The 21,259-nt window shown below is 66.8% G+C and carries 21 protein-coding genes; 18 read left to right on the forward strand and 3 right to left on the reverse strand.

Translation table 11 applies throughout. The features are described 5' to 3' along the window. Positions 1 to 287 precede the first annotated feature (287 nt). Both ACIO3S_RS07375 and ACIO3S_RS07380 read right to left on the reverse strand, forming a co-directional pair. Entirely contained in the window at positions 288 to 749 is a 462-nt protein-coding gene (locus tag ACIO3S_RS07375) for a DUF3237 domain-containing protein (RefSeq protein ID WP_179657355.1), read from the reverse strand. After that, on the reverse strand, positions 746 to 1,228 hold the full coding sequence (locus ACIO3S_RS07380) for a nuclear transport factor 2 family protein (protein WP_400461087.1): 483 nt from the start codon (positions 1,226 to 1,228) through the stop codon (positions 746 to 748). The genes ACIO3S_RS07375 and ACIO3S_RS07380 overlap by 4 nt, the downstream gene beginning before the upstream one ends. A 291-nt stretch (positions 1,229 to 1,519) precedes the next feature. Between ACIO3S_RS07380 and ACIO3S_RS07385 the strand changes: the two genes are divergently transcribed. The 4 genes from ACIO3S_RS07385 (at position 1,520) to ACIO3S_RS07400 (ending at position 4,746) form a co-directional block, all read left to right on the forward strand. After that, the gene (locus tag ACIO3S_RS07385) at positions 1,520 to 2,416 is read left to right on the forward strand and encodes a metal ABC transporter substrate-binding protein (RefSeq protein ID WP_400461089.1); all 897 of its coding nucleotides are present in this window, start codon (positions 1,520 to 1,522) and stop codon (positions 2,414 to 2,416) included. After that, positions 2,413 to 3,180 carry a metal ABC transporter ATP-binding protein gene (locus ACIO3S_RS07390; protein WP_400461091.1) on the forward strand — a complete coding sequence of 256 codons (768 nt, stop codon included), beginning with the start codon at positions 2,413 to 2,415 and terminating at the stop codon, positions 3,178 to 3,180. Before ACIO3S_RS07385 ends, ACIO3S_RS07390 begins: the two co-directional genes overlap by 4 nt. After that, positions 3,177 to 4,178 carry a metal ABC transporter permease gene (locus ACIO3S_RS07395; RefSeq protein WP_400461093.1) on the forward strand — a complete coding sequence of 334 codons (1,002 nt, stop codon included), beginning with the start codon at positions 3,177 to 3,179 and terminating at the stop codon, positions 4,176 to 4,178. The genes ACIO3S_RS07390 and ACIO3S_RS07395 overlap by 4 nt, the downstream gene beginning before the upstream one ends. A gap of 343 nt (positions 4,179 to 4,521) precedes the next feature. Next, positions 4,522 to 4,746, forward strand: coding sequence for a hypothetical protein (locus tag ACIO3S_RS07400; protein WP_400461095.1), 225 nt, complete (start codon positions 4,522 to 4,524; stop codon positions 4,744 to 4,746). Positions 4,747 to 4,845: 99 nt separating this feature from the next. Here ACIO3S_RS07400 and ACIO3S_RS07405 read toward each other — a convergent pair whose 3' ends face one another. Further along, complete coding sequence (locus tag ACIO3S_RS07405) at positions 4,846 to 5,448, reverse strand: TetR/AcrR family transcriptional regulator (protein ID WP_400461097.1); 603 nt, start codon at positions 5,446 to 5,448, stop codon at positions 4,846 to 4,848. A gap of 95 nt (positions 5,449 to 5,543) precedes the next feature. Between ACIO3S_RS07405 and ACIO3S_RS07410 the strand changes: the two genes are divergently transcribed. From ACIO3S_RS07410 to ACIO3S_RS07475, 14 genes are all read left to right on the forward strand, one after another. Then, positions 5,544 to 6,125, forward strand: a complete 582-nt coding sequence (locus ACIO3S_RS07410) for a pyridoxamine 5'-phosphate oxidase family protein (RefSeq protein ID WP_400461099.1) — start codon at positions 5,544 to 5,546, stop codon at positions 6,123 to 6,125. A 76-nt stretch (positions 6,126 to 6,201) separates the two neighbouring features. Then, positions 6,202 to 7,542 carry an APC family permease gene (locus ACIO3S_RS07415; protein ID WP_400461101.1) on the forward strand — a complete coding sequence of 447 codons (1,341 nt, stop codon included), beginning with the start codon at positions 6,202 to 6,204 and terminating at the stop codon, positions 7,540 to 7,542. 23 nt (positions 7,543 to 7,565) lie between these two features. Further along, the gene (locus tag ACIO3S_RS07420; RefSeq protein ID WP_400461103.1) at positions 7,566 to 9,305 is read left to right on the forward strand and encodes a nuclear transport factor 2 family protein; all 1,740 of its coding nucleotides are present in this window, start codon (positions 7,566 to 7,568) and stop codon (positions 9,303 to 9,305) included. Then, positions 9,302 to 10,180 carry an NAD-dependent epimerase/dehydratase family protein gene (locus ACIO3S_RS07425; protein ID WP_400461105.1) on the forward strand — a complete coding sequence of 293 codons (879 nt, stop codon included), beginning with the start codon at positions 9,302 to 9,304 and terminating at the stop codon, positions 10,178 to 10,180. Before ACIO3S_RS07420 ends, ACIO3S_RS07425 begins: the two co-directional genes overlap by 4 nt. 3 nt (positions 10,181 to 10,183) lie before the next feature. Next, entirely contained in the window at positions 10,184 to 11,986 is a 1,803-nt protein-coding gene (locus tag ACIO3S_RS07430) for an acyl-CoA dehydrogenase (RefSeq protein ID WP_400461107.1), read from the forward strand. 64 nt (positions 11,987 to 12,050) lie between these two features. Continuing rightward, a complete protein-coding gene (locus tag ACIO3S_RS07435) occupies positions 12,051 to 13,595 on the forward strand; it encodes a class I adenylate-forming enzyme family protein (protein WP_400461109.1) in 1,545 nt (514 codons plus the stop codon). Next, positions 13,592 to 14,545, forward strand: a complete 954-nt coding sequence (locus tag ACIO3S_RS07440) for an NADP-dependent oxidoreductase (RefSeq protein WP_400461111.1) — start codon at positions 13,592 to 13,594, stop codon at positions 14,543 to 14,545. Before ACIO3S_RS07435 ends, ACIO3S_RS07440 begins: the two co-directional genes overlap by 4 nt. 82 nt (positions 14,546 to 14,627) lie before the next feature. After that, the gene (locus ACIO3S_RS07445; RefSeq protein ID WP_400461113.1) at positions 14,628 to 15,389 is read left to right on the forward strand and encodes an SDR family NAD(P)-dependent oxidoreductase; all 762 of its coding nucleotides are present in this window, start codon (positions 14,628 to 14,630) and stop codon (positions 15,387 to 15,389) included. Then, a complete protein-coding gene (locus tag ACIO3S_RS07450) occupies positions 15,386 to 16,393 on the forward strand; it encodes a phosphotransferase (RefSeq protein ID WP_400461115.1) in 1,008 nt (335 codons plus the stop codon). The genes ACIO3S_RS07445 and ACIO3S_RS07450 overlap by 4 nt, the downstream gene beginning before the upstream one ends. Positions 16,394 to 16,427: 34 nt before the next feature. Beyond that, a complete protein-coding gene (locus tag ACIO3S_RS07455) occupies positions 16,428 to 17,798 on the forward strand; it encodes an aspartate aminotransferase family protein (RefSeq protein ID WP_400461117.1) in 1,371 nt (456 codons plus the stop codon). A 3-nt stretch (positions 17,799 to 17,801) separates the two neighbouring features. Further along, positions 17,802 to 18,557, forward strand: a complete 756-nt coding sequence (locus ACIO3S_RS07460) for a LamB/YcsF family protein (RefSeq protein WP_400461119.1) — start codon at positions 17,802 to 17,804, stop codon at positions 18,555 to 18,557. Then, positions 18,554 to 19,468 (forward strand): allophanate hydrolase subunit 1, encoded by a 915-nt coding sequence (locus ACIO3S_RS07465; protein WP_400461121.1) that lies wholly within the window; start codon positions 18,554 to 18,556, stop codon positions 19,466 to 19,468. Before ACIO3S_RS07460 ends, ACIO3S_RS07465 begins: the two co-directional genes overlap by 4 nt. Beyond that, positions 19,465 to 20,451: a biotin-dependent carboxyltransferase family protein gene (locus tag ACIO3S_RS07470; protein ID WP_400461123.1), complete on the forward strand. Its 987-nt coding sequence runs from the start codon at positions 19,465 to 19,467 to the stop codon at positions 20,449 to 20,451. The genes ACIO3S_RS07465 and ACIO3S_RS07470 overlap by 4 nt, the downstream gene beginning before the upstream one ends. Before the next feature lie 44 nt (positions 20,452 to 20,495). Beyond that, positions 20,496 to 21,245 (forward strand): SDR family NAD(P)-dependent oxidoreductase, encoded by a 750-nt coding sequence (locus tag ACIO3S_RS07475; protein WP_400461125.1) that lies wholly within the window; start codon positions 20,496 to 20,498, stop codon positions 21,243 to 21,245. The last annotated feature ends 14 nt before the right edge of the window (positions 21,246 to 21,259 follow it).

Here is a 21,259-nt window from a genome sequence, read left to right on the forward strand (position 1 = left end):
GTGCACGTCGTCGCGGTGTGAGACGTAGCTCTCTCCGTCGCGGGTTGTCGACGGCTGGATCTGGTCGACATCGGACTTGGTGGCCATGGTGGCCCTCCCTTTCGTTTCCTTCGCTGTGGGCGAGTGGGTGAGGACTAACTCGGATATCGTGAGACTAGACTCACAGTGGATTAAAGTCAACGGTCTGTCGATTTTGCAGTTTCGCCACACGCCGAGTGAAAAATAAGTGGGCCGCACATCGCACCTTGCGTGCGAATGTGCGGCCCACCTTCTGTGTCCGGTCTGTACTACTGAAGGGCGACGCGGAAGACCTGGAACTCGATTACCGGGCCAGGCGTGATGCGACCCTGGCCCACGAAGATCGTCTGGTTGACCCAGCTGTACCTGGGGTCACCGCACTCGAGCCTAGGCGTCGTGACGAAGTAGTGATCGCCGAAGTTGGTGCTCGACTCACCCCCGGTGAGCGCGGCCTCGGCTGCTTCGGTGACCTCTACCAGTCCCTCATAACTCATGTAGATGACGGCGCCGTCATTGGTGATGAACTGCGCGCGCACGTCCAGTCGCCCGAAGCCGTCGTCGCCGGCGAGCAGCCAGTCGCCGCCGCCGATCGCTGCCTGGCCGCTGAGGCGATCGCCGGTCACGGTCCCGCCCGTAACGGGAAGAACCTGACGAAGGCCATACGGTCCGGGGCCGACGATCTGTGGTGCGGCCAACTCTGCCGTGTAGGAGAATTCCGGAACAAGCTTCACTGGGACACCTCCAGGCCTGCGGCGGCCATTACCTTGGACATACCTTCGGCGATGAGTTCCGTACCGAAGGCTTGCTTGACGACGTTCGGGTCGAAGTACTCACGCATCAAGATGACCTTGCCGTCTCGAATCCGCATGTGCGTGCAGTACGTGTTCGCGTAGATATTCCCGTTCTGCCTGACGGTCGCCTTGCCGTGAAGCTCGAGAATGAAGAGTTCAGGATCGGTCGTGTCGTGGACGACCAGCGAGTCGATGGCCAGATCGGGCACAGACTCGAAGAACCAGTCGACGAAGTGGCCGATGAGCGCACCGCCAGGGACTGACGTCGCGAGCGGCTCTGGCGCAAAGGGCATCTCCCACACCGCGTCATCCGCGAACCACCTCTTCCACTTCTCGAGTTCTGCCCCGGTGGGCGGTCCACCTTCAAGATCGCCCCAGAAACCATCTACTACCTTGCGATTCTCCGCTTGCGTACTCACAGTCGCCTCCTTCAGTGCGGTCAGGCGGCGACGGATGTGTTCGTCGCCACAGGTCCGAGACTGCCCGACATGTCGGTGATAGTCAACACAGTGTCGACAACTTTTGGGTCCTGTGTTTGTCGCTCGCAGTCTTTGCTCAACGTGCCGTTGACTATAGTCGACACTACGTTTAATGTCTCCTTGGTTGGGCCGGTTCGCTCGTGTTCGAGCGATTCTCGGCGTTACCCGCAGGAAGGGAGTCTCGCTATGCAGAGCACTACGGACCCTGGCCGACGGCCAAGCACCTGCTGCGTGTTCCTCGTCCTACTACTTGTCGCGCTCTGTTCTGGGTGTGTAGCACTCGACGATCGGGCGGCGGGCGACGACCGCCCGGTGGTGTTGACAACTTTCACCGTGCTAGAGGACATCGCCGAGAACGTGGCAGGCGACCGACTGCGGGTCGAGTCGATCACCAAGGTTGGCGCGGAGATTCACGGCTATGAGCCGACGCCGCGCGATGTTGCTAAGGCGTCGGAGGCCGACCTGATCCTGGACAACGGCCTGAATCTGGAGGCCTGGTTCGGGCAGTTCGTCGAGTCGGTCGATGTTCCGCATGTGGTGGTCTCCGAGGGTGTTGAAGTCCTGGACATCACCGAGGACGCCAATGCGGGCAAGCCCAATCCACACGCGTGGATGAGTGCGCTCAACGCGCAGATCTACGTCGACAACATGGTCGCCGCCTTCTCGGATCTGGAGCCGGCATACAGCGCGGAGTTCGCTGAGAACGGCGAGGCGTACAAGCGAAAGCTTGAGAAGTTGCACCAGAAGATGGTCAAGAAGTTGGCTTCTTTGCCTGACAATGAACGAGCGCTGGTGTCCTGCGAGGGTGCGTTCTCTTACCTCGCCCGAGACTCTGGCCTGAGGGAGAAGTACATCTGGCCCGTCAATGCTGAGCAGCAGGCCACTCCGCAGCAGATCAAGTCTGTGATCGAGTTTGTCAAGGCCAACGAGGTGCCAGCAGTGTTCTGCGAGTCAACGGTGTCGGACAAGCCCATGCAACAGGTCGTCCGCGCGACGGATGCATCGTTTGGCGGGACGCTGTACGTCGACTCGTTGTCCGAGTCCGACGGACCGGTGCCGACGTACCTCGACCTGATCCAGCACGACGCTGACACAATCGTCGCGGCGTTGACTGGTGGTGCAGAGTGACGCCGGCGATCGAGGTGGATCACCTGGTTGTTCGTTACGGAGCAGTGTGCGCCCTCGACGACGCGAACCTACGGGTCGCACAGGGACGGGTGACGGCGCTGATCGGGATGAACGGATCCGGAAAGTCGACCCTGTTCAAGGCGATCATGGGCCTCGTCCGACCCGATTCTGGTGAAGTCAGGGTCGGGGGCTCATCTCCGAGTGCCGCACGTCGCCGCGGCCTCCTCACCTATGTCCCTCAGGACGAAGCAGTGGATTGGAACTTTCCCGTCTCCGTACGCGAGGTAGTGATGATGGGGCGCTACGGCCATCAAGGCTCCGCTCGGCGCCCACGCCAGGCGGACCACATCGCTGTGGCAGATGCCCTCGCCCGCGTAGGGCTGACCGACAAAGCCGATCGACAGATTGGGCAGCTTTCCGGCGGACAGAAGAAGCGCGCATTCGTGGCGCGAGGTATCGCCCAGGACGCTCGCATCCTCCTGCTCGACGAGCCATTCGCCGGAGTCGACAAGCGCTCCGAGGCGACCATCACCCGGCTTCTGCGAGAACTGGCCGCTGGGGGCCGGACAGTCTTCGCTTCGACCCATGACCTACACGGGGTTCGGCAACTCGCCGACGACGCGGTGTTGCTCAAGCGCCATGTGCTCCTGCACGGACCGGTGGATGAAGTGGTACAGCCCGATCATCTTGCCCTGACATTCGGGCTTGACCCGCGCGACCTTGGTGCTGGCAACGACCTAGACGACCTGGACGGTGTGATGTGAACGGCGACCTGACTTTTCTCGATCTCGTTCTTGAGCCACTCCAGTACGAGTTTGTGGTCCGAGCTTTGACGACCACCATCATCGCCTCCGTTTTGTGTGCCGTTTTATCGTGCTGGCTGGTCTTGGTTGGCTGGTCGCTCATGGGGGATGCCGTTTCCCATGCGGTCCTGCCCGGCGTCGTGCTCGCTTACGTCATCGGGATCCCGTTCGCGATCGGCGCGCTCGTGTTCGGCCTCATCGCCGTCGTCGCCATCGGCGCGATCTCGACAACCAGTCGCGTCAAGGAGGACGCTGCGATCGGGATCGTCTTCAGCACGCTGTTCGCTCTCGGTCTCGTCCTCATTTCGGTGACCCCAAGCCAGACAGACCTCAACCACATCATCTTCGGAAACATCCTGGGTGTCTCAACGACAGACCTGGCCCAAATCGGCGGCCTAGCGGCGATTGGGCTGGTTCTTCTACTCGTGAAGCGGCGGGACCTAACACTTTATGCCTTCGACCCGATCCATTGCCACGCACTCGGGATCTCCACGCGACGTCTCCAGGCTCTGCTTCTCGGCATGCTCGCCCTTACGGCGGTGGTGTCGCTCCAGGTCGTCGGGGTGATCCTCGTGGTCGCCATGCTCATCATTCCCGGGGCGACCGCGTACCTCCTCACCGATCGGTTCAGCCGGATGCTTCTCATCGCACCCGCAATCTCGGCGACATGCGCCGTCGTCGGAATCTACGTCAGCTATTGGATCGACGCCGCCTCCGGTGGACTCGTGGTCGTCGCACAGGGAGTCTCCTTCTTCGTCGTGTATCTCCTGGGCCCTCGACACGGACTCCTAGCCAAACTGACAAGTTCAGCGCGACGAACCGGCACGTCGCCCGCTACTGCCGAAGGCTCCGAACCGGTTGTAGCGGTCGGGGAGTCGACCCCATCGACCTTGACTGCGGAGTCCGCGACGCAGCATCAGGGGGAAGGCGAAGGCTGGCGAGACACTCGACCATTTTGACGTCTAGGTCGTGGACGCGCGTGACCCGGCCAATCCTCAAAGACTCCGCCATGTTCTCGAGTCTCGTGTTCCATGGCGACGTGACTGCGGCCAGTCGGGCGCAGGGATGCCCCTTCCGTGGTGACCTCGAGAGGCGTGGGCCTGGTCGCCATGGGCTAAGTGTATTGACCGCGAGCGTTGCCGACGGTAGGCGTGCGGGGTGGAGTTTCACTCACAGCGGCTGCTGTCGATACCTTCGGTCAGCACGTCCCGGAGCGACGTCGCTACTGCGTGCAGGCAGGTCGCGAAGTCCTTTTCGGCGCGCCCCTCAGTCCAGCGGTCGAGGGCGTTCTGGGATGCGATGGTGGCGATCTGCGCCACCATCTTCGCGCTGTCGTCGTCGACGCCCCGTTGTGGTGTGGTCGATGTGCTCGGCGAGGGCGGGCGGGTTGACCACTACCAGACCCGGCCGCTCTCCGGTCAGGGCGGGGTCGCGGATTTTGACCTCGGCGTGCAGCAGCACGTTGTCATGCGACCGAGTCCCGGGCGGATCCAGTCCGGCCACGCGACCACCGTGCCGTCGGCATAACCCTCCGAATCGGGATCCAGCGAAGCACGGCGGGGGAGAGGGAAGGTTTCGTTGGCGGCGCTACGCCTGCACCGCTCTTTCCGGCAAGCGGTCGGCTCCTCACTTTTTCGGGTCAACGGCGCGCAGGGCCCGTAGCGCGGTGTCGGTGACGTGGTCTAGGTAGTGGGATTCGACCGGCGCCTGTCGTACCACTAGGCGCCAGTAGATGAGCGCGGCCACGATGTCCTGGGCCATTTCCAGGTCGGTGTCCGCCGGGAGGTCGCCTCGGTCAATAGCTCGTGTCAGGAGTGAGCGCAGGTGGGCACGCCGCGGTTCCGCTATCGAGATCGAGATGGCCTCGGCGAGCGCGGGTGTCCGGTGTGCTTCAGCAATTAGGTCCGGGATGATCTTGGCGTAGGGCTCTGCGGCGAGCCAGGCGGCCATCGACTCGGCGGCGGCACGCATGTCCCGGCGCAGGTCTCCCGTGTCGACTACGTCGGCCATAGGCACGCTGATATCGGCGAGGACGGCGAGCACCATGTCCTGCTTGGTCGGCCAGCGGCGGTACAAGGAACTCTTGCTGGTTCCTGCCCGCTTGGCGACCCCCTCCATGGCTAGCCGGGCATAGCCCCTCTCGACCAGCTCGCCCAGAACGGCCGTGACGATAGCTGCGGTGACGTCGGGCTGGAGAACGGCCGCTCCGGACGGGGCACGCTGAGTCATAAAGCGAATCCTAGCCTATGGACGAAACGGTACCGGCCGCCCTATGGTGCACGAACGGGACGCTACCGTCTCGTCCTTTCCGTAGGAGAAGCGCTATGACGTTCAGCTCACCTGTCTCGGACGATCGCTCAATCGAGGCCCGCCTGGCGCGCTCGGACGGGCTCCACTCGCCCCGCCCACTCACCCGTGCCGACCGGGAGCGTTTTCTCTCCGAGGCGCGCGTCGCCGTGCTGTCCGTCGATGCAGGCCCGGGTCGACCTCCGGCGAGCGTCCCCCTCTGGTACGCGTATGAACCGGGCGGTGACGTGCTGGTCAACACCTCGCTCTCGAGTCGCAAGGCGCGACTCATCCGCGCTGCTGGCGCCGCTACTCTCGCGGTGCAGGACGCGTCTCTGCCCTACCGATACGTCGTCGTCGAGGGGCAGGTCGTCAATATTGTGCACCCGTCACCGATGGCTGTCCGCCGAGCCATCGCGAGGCGCTACCTCAGCCCCGAAGGGGCAGACGCGGCTGTCGACAGGTACGACCCTGATGACCAGGTGCTGTTCGTCCTGAGACCGCAACGCTGGTACTCAGCCGACTTCTCGGCTTCGCCCACCACCCATGCCGCCAACGGCTCCCTCGAGCCAACCCGTCCTGCATATCCCGCCCACGAAACCGGAGTTTCCGATGACTAGTGAAGTCCCTTCTAAGCAGGGTCCCGTCGCCACCGACATGCCACGCCTCAGGGGCGGAACGGTCACGACGGCGGGCATGATCTTCCTGGTGGTGGCCGCCACTGCGCCGCTCACCGCCCTGAGCTCCAATATCTCTATCAGCATCGGTCTCGGTGCGGGAACCGAGACTGTGGGCTATCTCCTCGTCGTGGGCGCGCTCCTGGCGCTCTTCGCAGTCGGCTTCCTGGTGCTGTCGCGGTACGTCGTCGAGCCAAGCGCATTCGCCGCATTCGTGACGTTCGGGCTCGGAAGGAGGCTCGGCTCTGCCGCCGCGTTCGTCGCCGCGCTCGCCTACGGGCTCGCATCGACGGCGATGGTCGCGGCCACGGGGTACTTCGCCGAGCTGACACTGACCTCGTATCTCGGCTCCTCGCCCCCGTGGTTCGTCCTGTCGGCGGTCGCCCTGTGTGTCGTCGCGGTCCTCGGTGTCCGTGGCGTCGACATCGCCCAGTGGGTGACGGCCTTTCTCTGCACCGCCCAGTTCGTCATCATCGTTGTGCTGTTTACGGCCGTGCTGGTCCAGCGTCCGGCATCCGCCTGGTCTCCCGACGGACTCATGCCGACCGAGCCCTTCTCGGGCACCGCCGCCCTGACGCTGGTGTTCTGTTTGGTCTGCTTCGGTGGCTACGAGGCCACGGCCGTGTACGGCGAGGAGGCGCACGCTCCGCGTCAGAGTATTCGCAGAGCGACGTTTGGAGCGTTGGGCCTGTTGCTCGTCGTCTTTGCGATGGGGACCTGGACCCTCAAGGCCGCCCACAATGACGTCGTCGCGGTGGCGACGGCGGACGCCGGTGCGCTGGTTCCGGCAACCGCGGAGGCCTACCTCGGCGGATGGGCCGGCCCGGTCCTGAGTGTGATGGTGGCCTTCAGCTTCCTGGGGGCAGCGATCGCGCTCCACAACATGGGCAGCAGGTACCTGTTCGCGATGGGCCGCGCCGGGCGCCTGCCCGATGTTCTGGCGCGGGTGCACCCGCGACACGGCACCCCGGTGCTCGGCACCGCGGTCCAGATCGCGTTCACCGCCGGCGTCCTGGCCGTGTTCGCGGCACTGGGAGCGGACCCGCTCACCAACCTCTTTCCGGCGGTCTCCGGGATCACGTCCATCTCGCTGGTGACACTCATGCTCGGCTGCTGCATCAGCGTGGTTGTCGCGCGGCTGCGAGGCCAAGTGACCGAGGGGCCCTGGCAGGCCATCGTCGCGCCCCTCCTCGCCGCCGCGGGGTTGGCCGTCGTGCTGTGGGCGATCGCCAGCAACTACGCGACCGTCACCGGCAGTGAGCACTGGGTGGTGGCGTGGATGCCCGCCGTGCCGGTTCTGATCGCCGTCTACGGCTGGCTCCATCCGGGCCGCGCAGGCAAAAGTGGGTTGCAACCGTGACGACGATACGGTACCGTTCCGACGTGACTTCTTCCACCCCTCTGCTCTTCCCAGACCATCCTCAGTACTGGTTCGAGACCATGCGCATGCTCGGCCACACTTCGTTCGGGGGCTCGGAGGTCGGTGAGGTGCTGGCCACATCGGCGAGCATCGCCGCGGGCGACCAGGACAGCTGGTATGACGCCTGGCTGCAGACAGCCGACCGAGTTGCGGAGGGCGCCCGGCAAGACTCCTCTCGAGGCCGCCTGACGAGCGCACGCGAAGGCTTCCTGCGCGCCGCGAACTACTACCGCAACGCCGACTTCTTCCTACATGCGGATCCACATGATCCGCGTGTCCGGCATGCCTACCGCCTCGGCGTGCGGTGTTTCGAGGCCGCGATCGCCATCTCCCGACCCTTCGAGGAAGCGGTGGCGTCGAGCATCACGCCGGTTCAGATCCCCTACGAGGGCCAGGCTCTGCGCGGTTACCTCTACCGAGCGGCACAGGGCTCCGACGAGAGGCGCCCTACGATCGTGATGCACAACGGTTTCGACGGCAGTGCCGAGGAGATGCACTTCTTCGGTGCCGAGGCTGCAGCCGAGCGCGGCTTCCACGTGCTGACCTTCGACGGTCCGGGGCAGCCGGCTGCCGTGCACGACCACGGCCTGACGTTCCGGCCGGACTGGGAGAACGTCGTCGGCCCCGTCCTGGATTTCCTCCTCGCTGAGCACGGCGACATCGTCGACTCTGATCGCATCGCGCTCCTCGGAGTGAGCCTGGGAGGCGTGCTGGCCCCTCGCGCGGCCGCGTTCGAGCCACGCATCGCGGCCGTCGTCTGCAATGACGGCGTGTACGACGCCCTCGGTGCGGTCGAGGCACTCCTTGGGCTGACCCGCGCTGAGATGGAGGCGCGCTGGCACGATCCCGCGTTCAGTACCGAGGTCGAGGCAGCCGCTGCGGAGCAGCCCACCCTGCGTTGGGCGCTCGATCACGGACTCTGGGTCATGGGAGCCGCAGACGCGGCCGAGTTCGTGCGGACTTATGCGCAGTATCACCTGCTCGACGGCGTGGCCGAACGGATCAGCTGCCCGGTTCTGGTCTGTGAGGCGGCCAGCGACCTGTTCTTCGCGGGCGACGAGACCTCGCTGTCGCAGCCTCGTCAGCTGATGGCTCATCTGTCGGCCCCCGCCACGCTGATGACCTTCACCAGCGCCGAAGGAGCTGATGCCCATTGCCACGTCGGTGCCCAGCGGCTGGCCGCAGGACGCATGCTCGACTGGCTGGCCGAGACCTTCGCCGCCGACCCGTCCGACCCCGGCGCCCCAGCAAGGAGCACAGCAGTGACACCACAGACCCCGGTCAGCAGCCCGGCGCACGCGGTCCTGATGCGGTCGATCGAGCTCCTTGCCGCCATGGACCTCGACGGCTACGTCGACCTCTTCGCCGAGGACGCCGTGATCGAGTTTCCCTACGCGCCCCCCGACCGACCCCGTCGACTGGACGACCCGTCATCCGTGCGGGACTACGTAATGGCGATCGGAGCCGCGGTCACGATCGAGTCGTTCCCGAGCCTCGTCGTTCACCACCTGACCGACCCGCACTCGATCGTTGCCGAGGTTGCGCTGCACGGCACGGCGGTCGAGTCCGGCGCGCCCTACGACGTCCAGTACGTCTGGATCCTCGAAGAGCGCGACGGTCGGATCACTCGCTTCCGCGACTACTGGACCCCCACGCAGACCGCGGCGACGACCGGGCATGCTGCCGGAGAGGTCGCACCATGAGCGCAATCGGGACCGTCCTCGTCACGGGGGGCACGGGGCAGACCGGACGCATCGTCACGGACCTCCTGCACCGACGCGGTGTGAACGTGGTCGTCGCAAGCCGGCACCACCCAGGCGAGCGGCTCCCCGCCGGGGTACGGCACGTCCGGTTCGACTGGGCAGATGTGGCAACGCACGAGGAGGCGCTGCGCGACGTCGACAGCATCTACCTCCTGCCGCCGCCACTGGACCCGGACCCGGTGGATGTCGTCGACGGCTTCCTCCGGAGGGCCGTGGGCGCCGGAGTCAGGCGGGCCGTGCTGCTCAACTCCTCTGCCTTCCCGCTGTGTGCACCTGGCTTGCACGCCGTACGGCTCACTGTCCAGCAGATGCCGGAGTGGTCGGTCCTGCTGGCCTCGGGTTTCATGCAGAACTTCTTGGGCACGCACCCCACCGCCGTCGCCGTCCGCGAACACCACGAGATCGTTGCGGCCGCAGGCAACGGCCGGATGGGATGGGTCGACGCGGCAGACGTGGCTGCGGTCGCGGCCGAGCTACTGACGCGCGCTGACCACGACAGCCGGGAACACGTGCTCACCGGACCGGAGGCGTTGTCCTACGACAACCTGGCGGCTGCCATCGCCGCCGAGTGGGAGCTCCCCGTCGGCTACCGGCCCGTCACCGCCGCCGAGCGCGCCGCGCAGCTCGTCGACGCTGGGCTCCCGCCGACGTTCGTCGACGCGCTCGTCGGCGCAGACGTGCTGACCGCGAGCGGCGCCGAGGACCGCGTGACGACGGAGGTCGCCCAGCTCGTCGGTAGAGACGCCACCTCGTTCGCCGATCTTCTCCACCGTCACGCACCACGCGCGGCAATGACGACGACACCGGAGGTGTAAGCCGTGCCAGCCTCAACCGCCCTCCTCTCCCGTGCCGACCTCGACTTCCTGCTCCACGACTGGCTCCGGGTCGGGGAACTCACCGACCGGCCACGCTTCGCGGAGCACTCGAGATCGACCTTCGACGCGATTCTGGACGCCTGCGCCGACCTCGCCCAGGACCGCTTCGCCCCTCACAACCGACGCAACGACACTGACGAGCCGCGGCTCGTCGAGGGCAGGGTCCACCTGCATCCAGAGGTCCGCCCGGCCCTCGACGCACTGGCGGAAATGGGCCTCCTGAGCGCGACGGCGGACCACCACGTGGGTGGGCTCCAGCTGCCTCATGTCGTCCACCTGGCCTGCGCCGCGTGGTTCGCGGCCGCCAACGTGAGCACCTACGGCTACGCGATGCTCACCGTCGCCAACGCGCAGCTCATCTGTGCACTCGGCTCCACAGAGCAGGTCACCCGGTTCGTGACGCCCATGTTCGAGGGCCGCTTCCACGGCACGATGTGCCTCTCCGAGCCACAGGCGGGCTCATCGCTCGCCGACACGATGACGCGAGCTCATCTGGCCGACGACGGGACGTACCGCATCACGGGGACCAAGATGTGGATCTCCGGCGGTGACCACGACCTGGGCGAGAACATCGTGCACCTCGTGCTGGCCCGTACCGGCGCCGACGACTCCGGCGTCCGGGGTCTGTCGCTGTTCATCGTTCCCAAGTTCCTGGTCGAGGATGACGGCAGCATCGGCGAACGCAACGACGTGTCGCTGGTCGGGCTGAACCACAAGATGGGTTTCCGCGGCACGGTCAACACTGTGTTGAGCTTCGGCGACGGGACACATCGGCCCAGCGGCTCCGCCGGCGCTGTCGGCTACCTGATCGGAGCGCCGGGGGAGGGTCTCGCGCAGATGTTCCACATGATGAACGCCGTCCGCCTCGAGGTCGGTGCGTGCGCCGCAGCCCTCGGCTACACCGCGTACCTCAAGTCGTTGGCCTACGCGCGGACGCGTCCGCAGGGGCGCCGGCCGGATGCGAAGGCCGCGCACCTCCCGCAGGTGCCGCTCGTGGAGCATGCCGACATCCGCCGGATGCTACTGGCCCAGAAGTCTTACGCCGAAGGGGCGCTCGGCCTGACGCTGTACTGTGCCCGGCTGCTGGATGAACGTGATACGGCGGTGGAGCCAGCCGAGCGCGATCGCGCGGCGCTGCTGCTCGACGTCCTCACCCCGATCGCGAAGAGCTGGCCATCGCAGTGGTGTCTGCACGGGACGTCGCTGGCCATCCAGGTTCACGGCGGATACGGCTACACCCGCGACTACGACGTCGAGCAGCACTACCGCGACAGCCGACTCAATCCGATCCACGAGGGCACCCACGGCATCCAGGCGATCGACCTGCTGGGCCGCAAGACGTCGATGCTCGACGGGGCGGGTCTCGAGGCGCTGGACGAGGAGATGCGGCGAACCGTTGCGACCGCTTCGCAACTGGGGCCCGAGCTCTCGGCCCACGCAGCCGATCTGGATCTCGTCAGAGCGCGCCTCACGGAGGTGACAAAGCTGCTTCATTCGCACCCCGAGCCGATCACCCGACTTGCCAATGCCTCGATCTACCTGGAGGCCGCCGGACACGTCGTCGTCGCCTGGATCTGGCTGGAGCAACTCGTCGCGCTCGGTGACCGGGATGATGCGTTCGCTCGTGGCAAGCGTTCGGCAGCGCGCTACTTCCGGACGTACGAGCTCCCGCGGGTCACACCTCAGCTCGACCTGCTGGCCTCTCTCGATCGGACGACCGTCGACCTCAACCCGGCTTGGCTCTGAGCATGCACGACGATCCGCGCCGACCAAGTTCCGCCCCTACTCTCACCTTCGTCAGGAGATGACTATGCCATCGCTCGGTCAACTGGTAGCCCGACAGGCCCACCGGGCGCCGACCCGGGACGCGATCGTCTACAATGGTAGACGAATCACCTGGGCGGGGCTTGACAGCGAGGTCAACCGCGCGGCGGCGGTGTTCCAACGCCGCGGCATGGTCAAGGGTGAACGGCTCGCGGTCATGAGCACGAACTGCGACGACCTCGTCGTCGTCCTCTACGCCGCGGCGAAGCTCGGCCTCCTGGTCGTCCCGGTCAACCCGCGGATGGCGGCGCCGGAGGTCACCTGGCTGCTCGAAGACAGCGGTGCAACGGGCTTCGTCTTCCATCCGGACCTCACGGCGGTTGCAGACGCGGCACGAGCAGCGGCCTCCGTACCGCCACGGATCCACCTCGCGCTCGGCCCGCTAGCGGGCCGCCCCGAGCCCGAGAGCCTCAAGAGCCTCATGGCCGACGCCCCGAACCACGAGCCGGCAACCCTGGTCGCGGAGTCGGATGATGCCGAGATCCTCTACACCTCAGGCACCACCGGTCGTCCCAAAGGTGTCCTACTTGATCACCACCAGGTGATCTGGGCGGGGCTCAACGTGAGCCTGACCGTCGGGATGGCGGAGAGTGAACGGATCCTGCAGGTCGCCCCGCTCTACCATTCCGCGGGTCTCAACCTCTTCCTGCACGGCGGCACCGCGGTTGGCGCCACCCACGTCCTCCTCGACACGTTCGACCCGGGGGTCGTCCTGGACGTCATGGAGTCGGAGCGGATCACGACGTTCTTCGGCGTCCCTACGATGTACCAGATGCTCCTGGACCGCCCGGACTTCGCCAGCCGGGACCTGTCCGCCTGGCGTATCGGTCTGTTCGGTGCGGCTCCGATGCCGCCGATCACGATCGAGCGACTTCACACAGCGGCACCGGGCGTGCGGCTCTTCAACCTCTGCGGACCGACCGAGGCCGGCCCGGGTGGCATCGGCCTCGGCCCAGACCACATCGCACAGCGCCCGAGCGCCAACGGGTGGCCCATCCTCAATACCGAGGCAAGGGTCGTGGACAGCCAGGGACGGGACGTCCCGACCGGCAGCACAGGAGAGGTGATCCTGCGGGGCGAGTCCGTGATGAAGGGTTACTGGAACAACCCGGAGGCGACGGCGGAGGCCCTGCGAGACGGATGGCTGCACACCGGAGACGTGGCGCGCATCGACGCCGACGGCTGCATCACGCTCGTCGACCGCATGAAGGACATGATCATCACCGGCGGCATGAACGTGTACTCCGTCGAGGTCGAGAACGCGCTGGCCGCCCACCCAGCTGTGGCGGACTGCGCTGTCGTCGGGGCACCTCACCCGGTCTACGGCGAGAGCGTGGTAGCCGTCGTATCGCCCCGCGAGGGCTGCGCAATCACACTCGAGGACCTGAGGTCACACGTATCGGCGCTCATCGCGGACTACAAGGCGCCGCACCGCCTCGTTCTCGGGGAGATTCCGCGGAACCCCTCGGGCAAGATCCTGAAGCACGTCCTGCGCGAGCAGGTCCGCGGCGAAACGGCAGCTTCATCATGACGAAGATGAAGGCGACGATGGTCGCCATCAGCCAGGACGTCCTCGGCGGTCCAGAAGTCCTTCGTCAGGTCGAGGTCCCTCGTCCGCGGGTCACGCCCAACCAGGTCCTGGTGCGAGTGTGTGCCGCAGGCCTCAACCCGACGGACCTCAAGCATCGGTCTCGACGGGTCTTCCTCGGCCCTACGCCCTTCGTGCTGGGGTGGGACGTCTCCGGTGTCGTGGAGGAGATCGGTTTCGGGGTCGCCGACTTCCGTCCTGGCGACGAGGTGTTCGGAATGTTGCCCTACCCCTCGGGGCACGGAGCGCATGCCGAGTTTGTGCTCGCCCCGGCCCGAGCACTTGTGCGCAAGCCCGCCGAGCTCGATCACGTGCAGGCGGGAGCTCTTCCGCTCGCTTCGCTCACCGCATGGCAGGCACTGGTCGAACGCGCGGGCATCGTGCCCGGGCAGCGAGTGCTCATCCACGGTGCAGCGGGCGGTGTCGGTCACCTTGCCGCCCAGATCGCCCGGGACCGGGGCGCGGCCGTGATCGGCACCGCGAGCGCATCGAAGCACGACTACCTTCGCGAGATCGGCGTCCACGAGGTGCTCGACTACCGCACGAGTGCCTTCGAGGCCGAGCTCTCCGACGTGGATGTCGTGCTCGACACGGTCGGTGGTGAAGTCATGACCCGCTCGCTCGCGGTGCTCCGCCCTGGCGGCACGCTCGTCACCATCATGCCCACCGGACGCGAGGTCCTGGTGGACGAGGCGCGCCAGCACGGCGTCCGGGTGGTCGGCATGCTCGCGGACGCCGATCGTGCTGGCATGGAAGCGGTAGCGGACATGGCGCGACGCGGCGCGCTGCGGCCCAAGATCGACCAGGTCTTCTCGATGAGCGCGGCAGCCGACGCCCATGCCCGAGGAGAGTCGGGACGCGCCTTCGGCAAGGTCGTGCTCGTGCCGGACTGACCTGCGCACCAGCGCGCCCGCGCTTCACACCGCGACCCGCACCGCCGTCGACCGATCGCACATCTGAAAGGAATCACATCTCATGAGTCCCATCCATCCAGACACCCTGGCCGGGAAAGTTGCCGTCATCACCGGCGCCAGCTCCGGCATCGGCGCCGAGATCGCCCGCGACATGCACCGAGCCGGTGCCCAGGTCCTCCTGGTGGGCCGCAACCAGGAGCGGCTGGCCGCCGTCGCATCGAGCCTGGCGGCGAACGGTGAGCGGGTCGAGAGCCTCCGCGTAGACCTCACCGACGAGGCTGCGCCAGACGCCGTCGTACGACGTGCGCTGGACCGGTTCGGCCGCCTCGACATCCTGGTCAATGCCGCCGGCGTCTTCACCCCCACGCCGTTCCTCGAGACGACCGACCAGATCCTGGACGACCAGTGGGACGCCAACGTGCGGGCACCGTTCCGGCTAGCTCGCGCTGCTACCGGCCACCTCGGCGAGGGCTCGTCGATCCTCTTCGTCTCCTCGATCTGCGGCTATGCCGGGTTCCCCAACTCGACGGCCTACTGCGCCACCAAGGGCGCCGTCGAGCTCTTGGTGAAGGCACTCACCGCCGAGCTCTCGCCACGCGGCATCCGCGTCAACGCAGTCGCGCCCGGCAACGTCCGGACCAGCATCAACGAGCACCTGCTGACCGACCCGGTCTACGAGAAGCAGATGCTCGCGGCAACCCCAGCAGGTCGCATCGGAGAGGTCAGCGACATCGCACCCGCGGTCGTCTTCCTGGCCTCACCGGCTGCCTCCTACATCCACGGGTCGTCCCTGCTGATCGACGGCGGATGGATCGCAAGTTGACCGAGTCTCCGGGAGTGCTCGAGCAGGGACTCGGAGAGCACCTGCTCGAGCACTACGCCATCGACGCTGCGCTCACGCGCTTGGGATCCGAGCGCGACGAGACCTACCGGGCCTCGCTCGCCTCGGCCGAGGACCTGATCGTCAAGGTCTGCCCTCTGGGCGAGCCGCGGGAGATCGTCGAGCTCCAGCTCGCAGTGGGCGATCATCTCGCCCGGGCCACGACGGTTCCGGTGCCGGTCGTCGTGCCCACGCCTGAGGGCAGGACCATCACCCGCTGGAAGCGCTCGGGCGCCGGTCTGTCGGACCGCATGGTCTACGTCATCTCGTGCCTACCGGGCCGCAGCCTCGCCGATCAGCGTCTTGGCCCCGAGCAGGTCGAGCGGGTTGGCGCCGTCCATGGCGAAGTCACCACGGCGCTCGCCGGCTTCCAGCACCCGGCCGCGGCACGCCGACTCCTGTGGGACCTGTCCGGACTGGCCGAGCTCGCTGACACCATCACACCCCCTCGGGCACAGGCCCGGGTGGCCGCTGAGGTGGTGAGGCAATTCACGGCTTCCGTCCGTCCCGTTGCCGAGAGCGGCGCGCGGCAGGTAGTGCACGGTGACTACAGCGTGCATAACGTGCTGGCAGACCCAACCGCTCCCGGCTTCGTCACTGGTGTCATCGACTTCGGTGACGTGCACATCTCTCCGGTGCTCTACGACCTCGCGGTCGCGGTGTCCAACCTCCTCGACCACCGGCTCGCCGACCCGTGGGTACTGGCATCCGCACACGTACGGGGATTCCTCAGCGCGCGCGACGTCCCACCGGCCGAGCTCCGAGCCCTCGCTGCGGCCGCGGCCGCCCGCTGCGTGCAACGAGCGCTGATCTCGCGATGGAGGTCCACCGCCGGCTCCACCCGTGCGGAGTATCTCCAGGAGCACTCGCGGCACGACTGGGTCAGAGCCGACGCTGCGATCCAGACGCTCGACAGTGCGACCGAACACTTCCTCGCAGCCGCCTGAACACCCGCCCGCACACGACTCAAAGGACCACCCCGTGTCATACCCGCGTCCCGCAGCCGTCAGCCCTGTTGGAATGGTCAACGGCTTCAACGTCGCCGACCTTGGGTCCCAATCCGCGGACATCACCTCGATGATTGAGCGACGGAACAGACTCCTGGGCCCCGGATACCAGCTCTTCTACAGCGATCCCGTCGAGGTCACCCACGCCCAGGGGGTGCACCTCTACGGCAGCGACGGGACCGAATACCTCGACGCCTACAACAACGTGGCGCAGATCGGGCACAACCACCCCCGCGTGGTCGAGGCGGTCTCTCGTCAGCTGGCGAGCTTAAACACCAACACACGCTACCTCCAGAAGCCGCTGCTCGACGTGGCCGAACAGCTCCTCGCTCACTTCCCGGCGCCGCTGGACCGGGTGACGTTGACGTGCACCGGTTCGGAGGCGAACGACCTGGCGACCCGGATCGCCCACCACCACACGGGCGCCAGCGGGATCATCGTCACCGCGCACGCCTACCACGGAGTCACGAGCAGCGTGGCGGCGTACTCACCATCACTGGGCCCCGGAGCACCCCTGGGACCGCATGTGCGCACCATTGCCGCGCCGGACCCAGCGCGGTTCCCGGACGAGGCTGCTCTGGTCGCTGCCGTGCGAGGCGACGTACGCCGGGCGGCCGACGATCTGATCCGTGCCGGGTACGGCGTGAGCGCGTGTCTCGTCGACACGGTCTTCTCCTCCGACGGCGTATTCGCCCATCCGGCCGGTGTCCTGAGGGCGGTCGCGGAGGAGGTCAATTCCTACGGTGCGGTGATGATCGCCGACGAGGTACAGGCCGGGTTCGGCCGCACCGGCGACGACTGGTGGGGCTTTGCTCGCCATGGTTTCGTCCCGGACATCGTAACGATGGGCAAGCCGATGGGAAACGGCTACCCGGTCGCCGCGGTCGTGCTCCGTGAGGAGGTCGGCCGTGCCTTTGAGGCGGCGGTCCGCTACTTCAACACCTTCGGCGGGAGCACGACCGCAGCCGTGGCGGCACAGGCGGTGATGACGGTCATCGAAGAAGAGGATCTGGTCGCCCGAGCCCGGCAGGTGGGCGCATCGCTGGGGGATGCGCTGAGACATCTGGGTCGAGGAACCACCCTCATCAGCGCGGTCCGCGGCATCGGGATGTTGTACGGCGTCGAGCTGTTGGCCGATGAGGGGACCGGCGACGGCGCCCAGATCGCGCGCGAGGTCACGAACCGGATGCGCCTAGCAGGGGTGCTGATCTCGGCCTCCGGCCCCCGGGGCAATGTGCTGAAGATCCGCCCGCCCCTCACCTTCGACCAGTCACACGTCGACCGCCTGGTCGAGACGCTCGCCACAGCCATCCAATCAGTCGACTGCGCTACTTGGGAGGGATGACCCATGACAACGATCGACGTCAACGCGGACGCGGGTGAAAGCTTCGGCCGCTGGGTGCTTGGTGATGAAGTCAGCCTGTTTGCGTTCGTCTCGAGCGCCAACATCGCTTGTGGTCATCATGCCGGCGACCCTTCAACGATGCGGGCGGCTGTTCAGGAGGCTCGGAACGCCGGCGTCGCGGTCGGTGCGCACCCCGGATACGACGACAAGGTCGGATTCGGCCGCCGTGCCATCGCGATGTCAATAGAGGAGACCGCCGACTCGGTCGTCTACCAGGTGGGAGCATTGGCCGCGATCGCCGCGAGCGAGGGCGTCCAGCTCCGGCACGTCAAGCCGCACGGCGCCATGATGGGTGCGATCTGCCGAGACCCCGAGCTCGCGGTCGGGGTCGCAACAGGTCTTCGCAGCGCCGGCTTCGAGCTGCCCCTGATGATGGCGCCGACGCCTGCCCTCACCGCCGTACGGACGGCGGGTCACCCGGTCATCCCCGAGAACGCCGTCGACCTCGACTTCGACGAGGACGGCATCAACGTCATCGAGCCGCGTCCCGCGGCCAAGGATCCCGATGGGGTCGCCGACACCGCCTTGAGGGTGGCAGGTGGCCGAGCAGTGGCCGTGTCGGGGCGCAGCATCGAGATGCCGGTGCGGTCGGTGTGCGTCCACGGCGACCGGCCCAACGCCGTACCCATCGCCGCCGCGGTCAACCGAGCTCTCACCGCTGCCGGTTTCGAGATCAGGCCGGCCGAGCCGTGGGTGTGACGCCCGCCCGGAGGGACTCGCCCGTGTACACAACGCTCCGCGACGGGAGCCGGGCCAGCTTCGGTGGCGACGAGTACGTCTTCGTCGAGCTCGACGAGGCGATGAGCCTCGACGCGGCCCTCCGGGTCCAGTCGATCACAGCGCGCGTCGCCGACCTGGAGCTGCCGGGCGTTCTCGACATCGCGCCTGCCAACAGCAGCTACCTGATCCGTCTCGACCCCGAGATCATCGACCCGCGCGGGGCGCTCGCCGCGATCGTGGACATCCACGCAGCCGCGGAGGCGGCGGCCACGACGATCTCCACCGAGATCCTCGACGTGCCCGTCCTCTATGACGACCCGTGGTCGGTCGAGGTGTGCATGCGGTTCCGCTCCGGTCACCAGTCAGCGACCGAGACCGACATCCAGTACACCGCGCGGATCAATGGCTTAGGCTCCGTCGACGAGTTAGTCGAGGCACACTCGAGCGCACCGTTCATCGTCACGTTTCCTTGCTTCAAGCCTGGCAATGCAGAGTCCTATCAGCTGGTGCCTCACGAGCGTCAGATCCAGGCGCCCAAGTACCTTACGCCGCGCACCGAGACACCGGCCCGGGCGGTTGCTCACGGCGGCGCCTTTACCGTCATCTACCCCTCGAGCGGCGTAGGTGGCTACCAGCTACTCGGCCGCAGCGCGATCCCGGTCGTCGATCTCACCCAAGCCGCGCGTGAGTTTCGTCGATCGCCATTGTTGACCCCCATCTCGACGCTGCTGCAGTTCCGCCCGGTTGGCCGGGAGGAGTATGACGAGGTGCGCCGTCTCGTCGACGCTGATGAGCACGTCGTCCGCCGTGCACCCGTCGAGTTCTCCCTCGCCCACTTCGAGGAAGACCCGGTGGGATACGCGCGATCGCTCAAGGCCCTGCTGTCGTGATCTCGGTCCTCGCCCCCGGTCCGCACACCACGATCCAGGACCTCGGCCGCCCCGGCTACTACGCCATGGGACTGCCACCCTCCGGTGCCCTGGACCAGTACGCTCACAAGTGCGCCAACCTGCTGGTCGGCAACGCCGAATCCGCCGCGACCCTCGAGTTGACCATGGCCGGACCCACCCTCGGCTTCGAGCAGGATACCCTCGTCGCGGTCACCGGCGCCGATGTCGACGTCACCGTCGACGGCCGTCCGGTGAATACATGGGCCGCGCACGCGATCCGTGCAGGTCAGCAATTGGCAATCGGTCCGGCTCGTGCCGGCGCCAGGTCCTACGTCGCGGTGCGCGGCGGCATCGACTCCCCGCCGTTCCTCGGCAGCCGTTCGACCTACACCGCCGCTGGCATCGGCGGCCTCGCGGGCGTGCCCCTCGTTGCCGGCGACACCCTGCGGGTCGGCTCCGAGATCGCGGCGCCGGGGCGGCCAGGCGCGCACCTCGACTCCCGTCTCCACGGCCGCCTTGCGGATCAGGTGACGGTCCGCGTCGTACTGGGGCTGTGCAGCTACCGCTTCACAGCCGAGTCGCTGGAGCAGTTCTTCACCAGCACCTACACCATGACTCCGCGCTCCGACCGCATCGGCTGCCGCCTCGACGGTCCCGGACTGGCGTTCGTGGAGCGGGACCCGCCGTTCGGCGCCGGTGACAACCCGAGCAACGTCGTCGACCTGGGCTATCCGGTCGGGTCGATCCAGGTTCCCAGCGGCATCGAACCGATCTGTCTGCTCCGCGACGCGGTCACTGGCGGCGGCTACGCGACGCTGGGCACGGTGATCAGCGCCGATCTCGACCTGCTGGCACAAGCGCGAGCGCCCGACACAGTGCGCTTCGAGCCGGTCTCGATCGACGGTGCCCTGGCTGCTCGTGCCGACGCTCGGGCGCGACTGCGTGACGCACGGATCAATCTCAACCTGCTCAGCCTGTTCTGAGTGGTCTTGCCCCTACCCATGAGCGACAACGGAAGTGAGAGAACATGCAGATCGACAACGTCGCGGCCATCGTCACGGGTGCCGCATCCGGGCTCGGAAACGCGACCGCTGCGGCACTAGCAGCCAAGGGGGCCCGCGTCTTCGGGCTCGACGTCGACATCACGACCGCTCCCCAGATCGATGGCGTCACCTACATCGAGGCCGACGTCACCAACGAAGGCCAGGTACGTACCGCAATCGCGCATGCCGCCGAGCAGGGACCGCTCAGAGTGGCCGTCAACTGCGCCGGCATCGGAACACCCACCCGCATCCTGGGCAAGGACGGCGTCCACGACCTGGCCCTCTACGCCAAGATTGTCGAGGTCAACCTGATCGGCACCTTCACCGTGCTCGCAATCGCCGCCGAGGCGATTGCGAGCACGGAGCCGCTCGACCACGCCCAACGCGGTGTCGTCGTCAACACCGCATCGGTCGCGGCCTTCGAGGGGCAGATCGGACAGGCGGCGTACTCATCCGCCAAAGGCGGCGTGGTCGGCCTCACCCTCCCGGCTGCCCGTGACCTCGCCCAGTTCGGCATACGCGTGAACACCATCGCCCCAGGGATCGTTGAGACTCCCATGCTCGCCACCCTCAGCGAGAAGGTCCGGGAGAGCCTCGCCACAGGTGTGCCGTTTCCGAAGCGCCTCGCACGACCGTCCGACTATGCCGACCTCGTTGCGTTCATCATCGATCACGACTACCTCAACGGCGAGACCGTCCGCATGGACGGAGCCCTGCGGTTGGCACCTCGCTGACCCCCCAGCTCTCA

The organism is Nocardioides sp. NPDC087217 (genome assembly GCF_044744805.1).
GTDB lineage: Bacteria > Actinomycetota > Actinomycetes > Propionibacteriales > Nocardioidaceae > Nocardioides.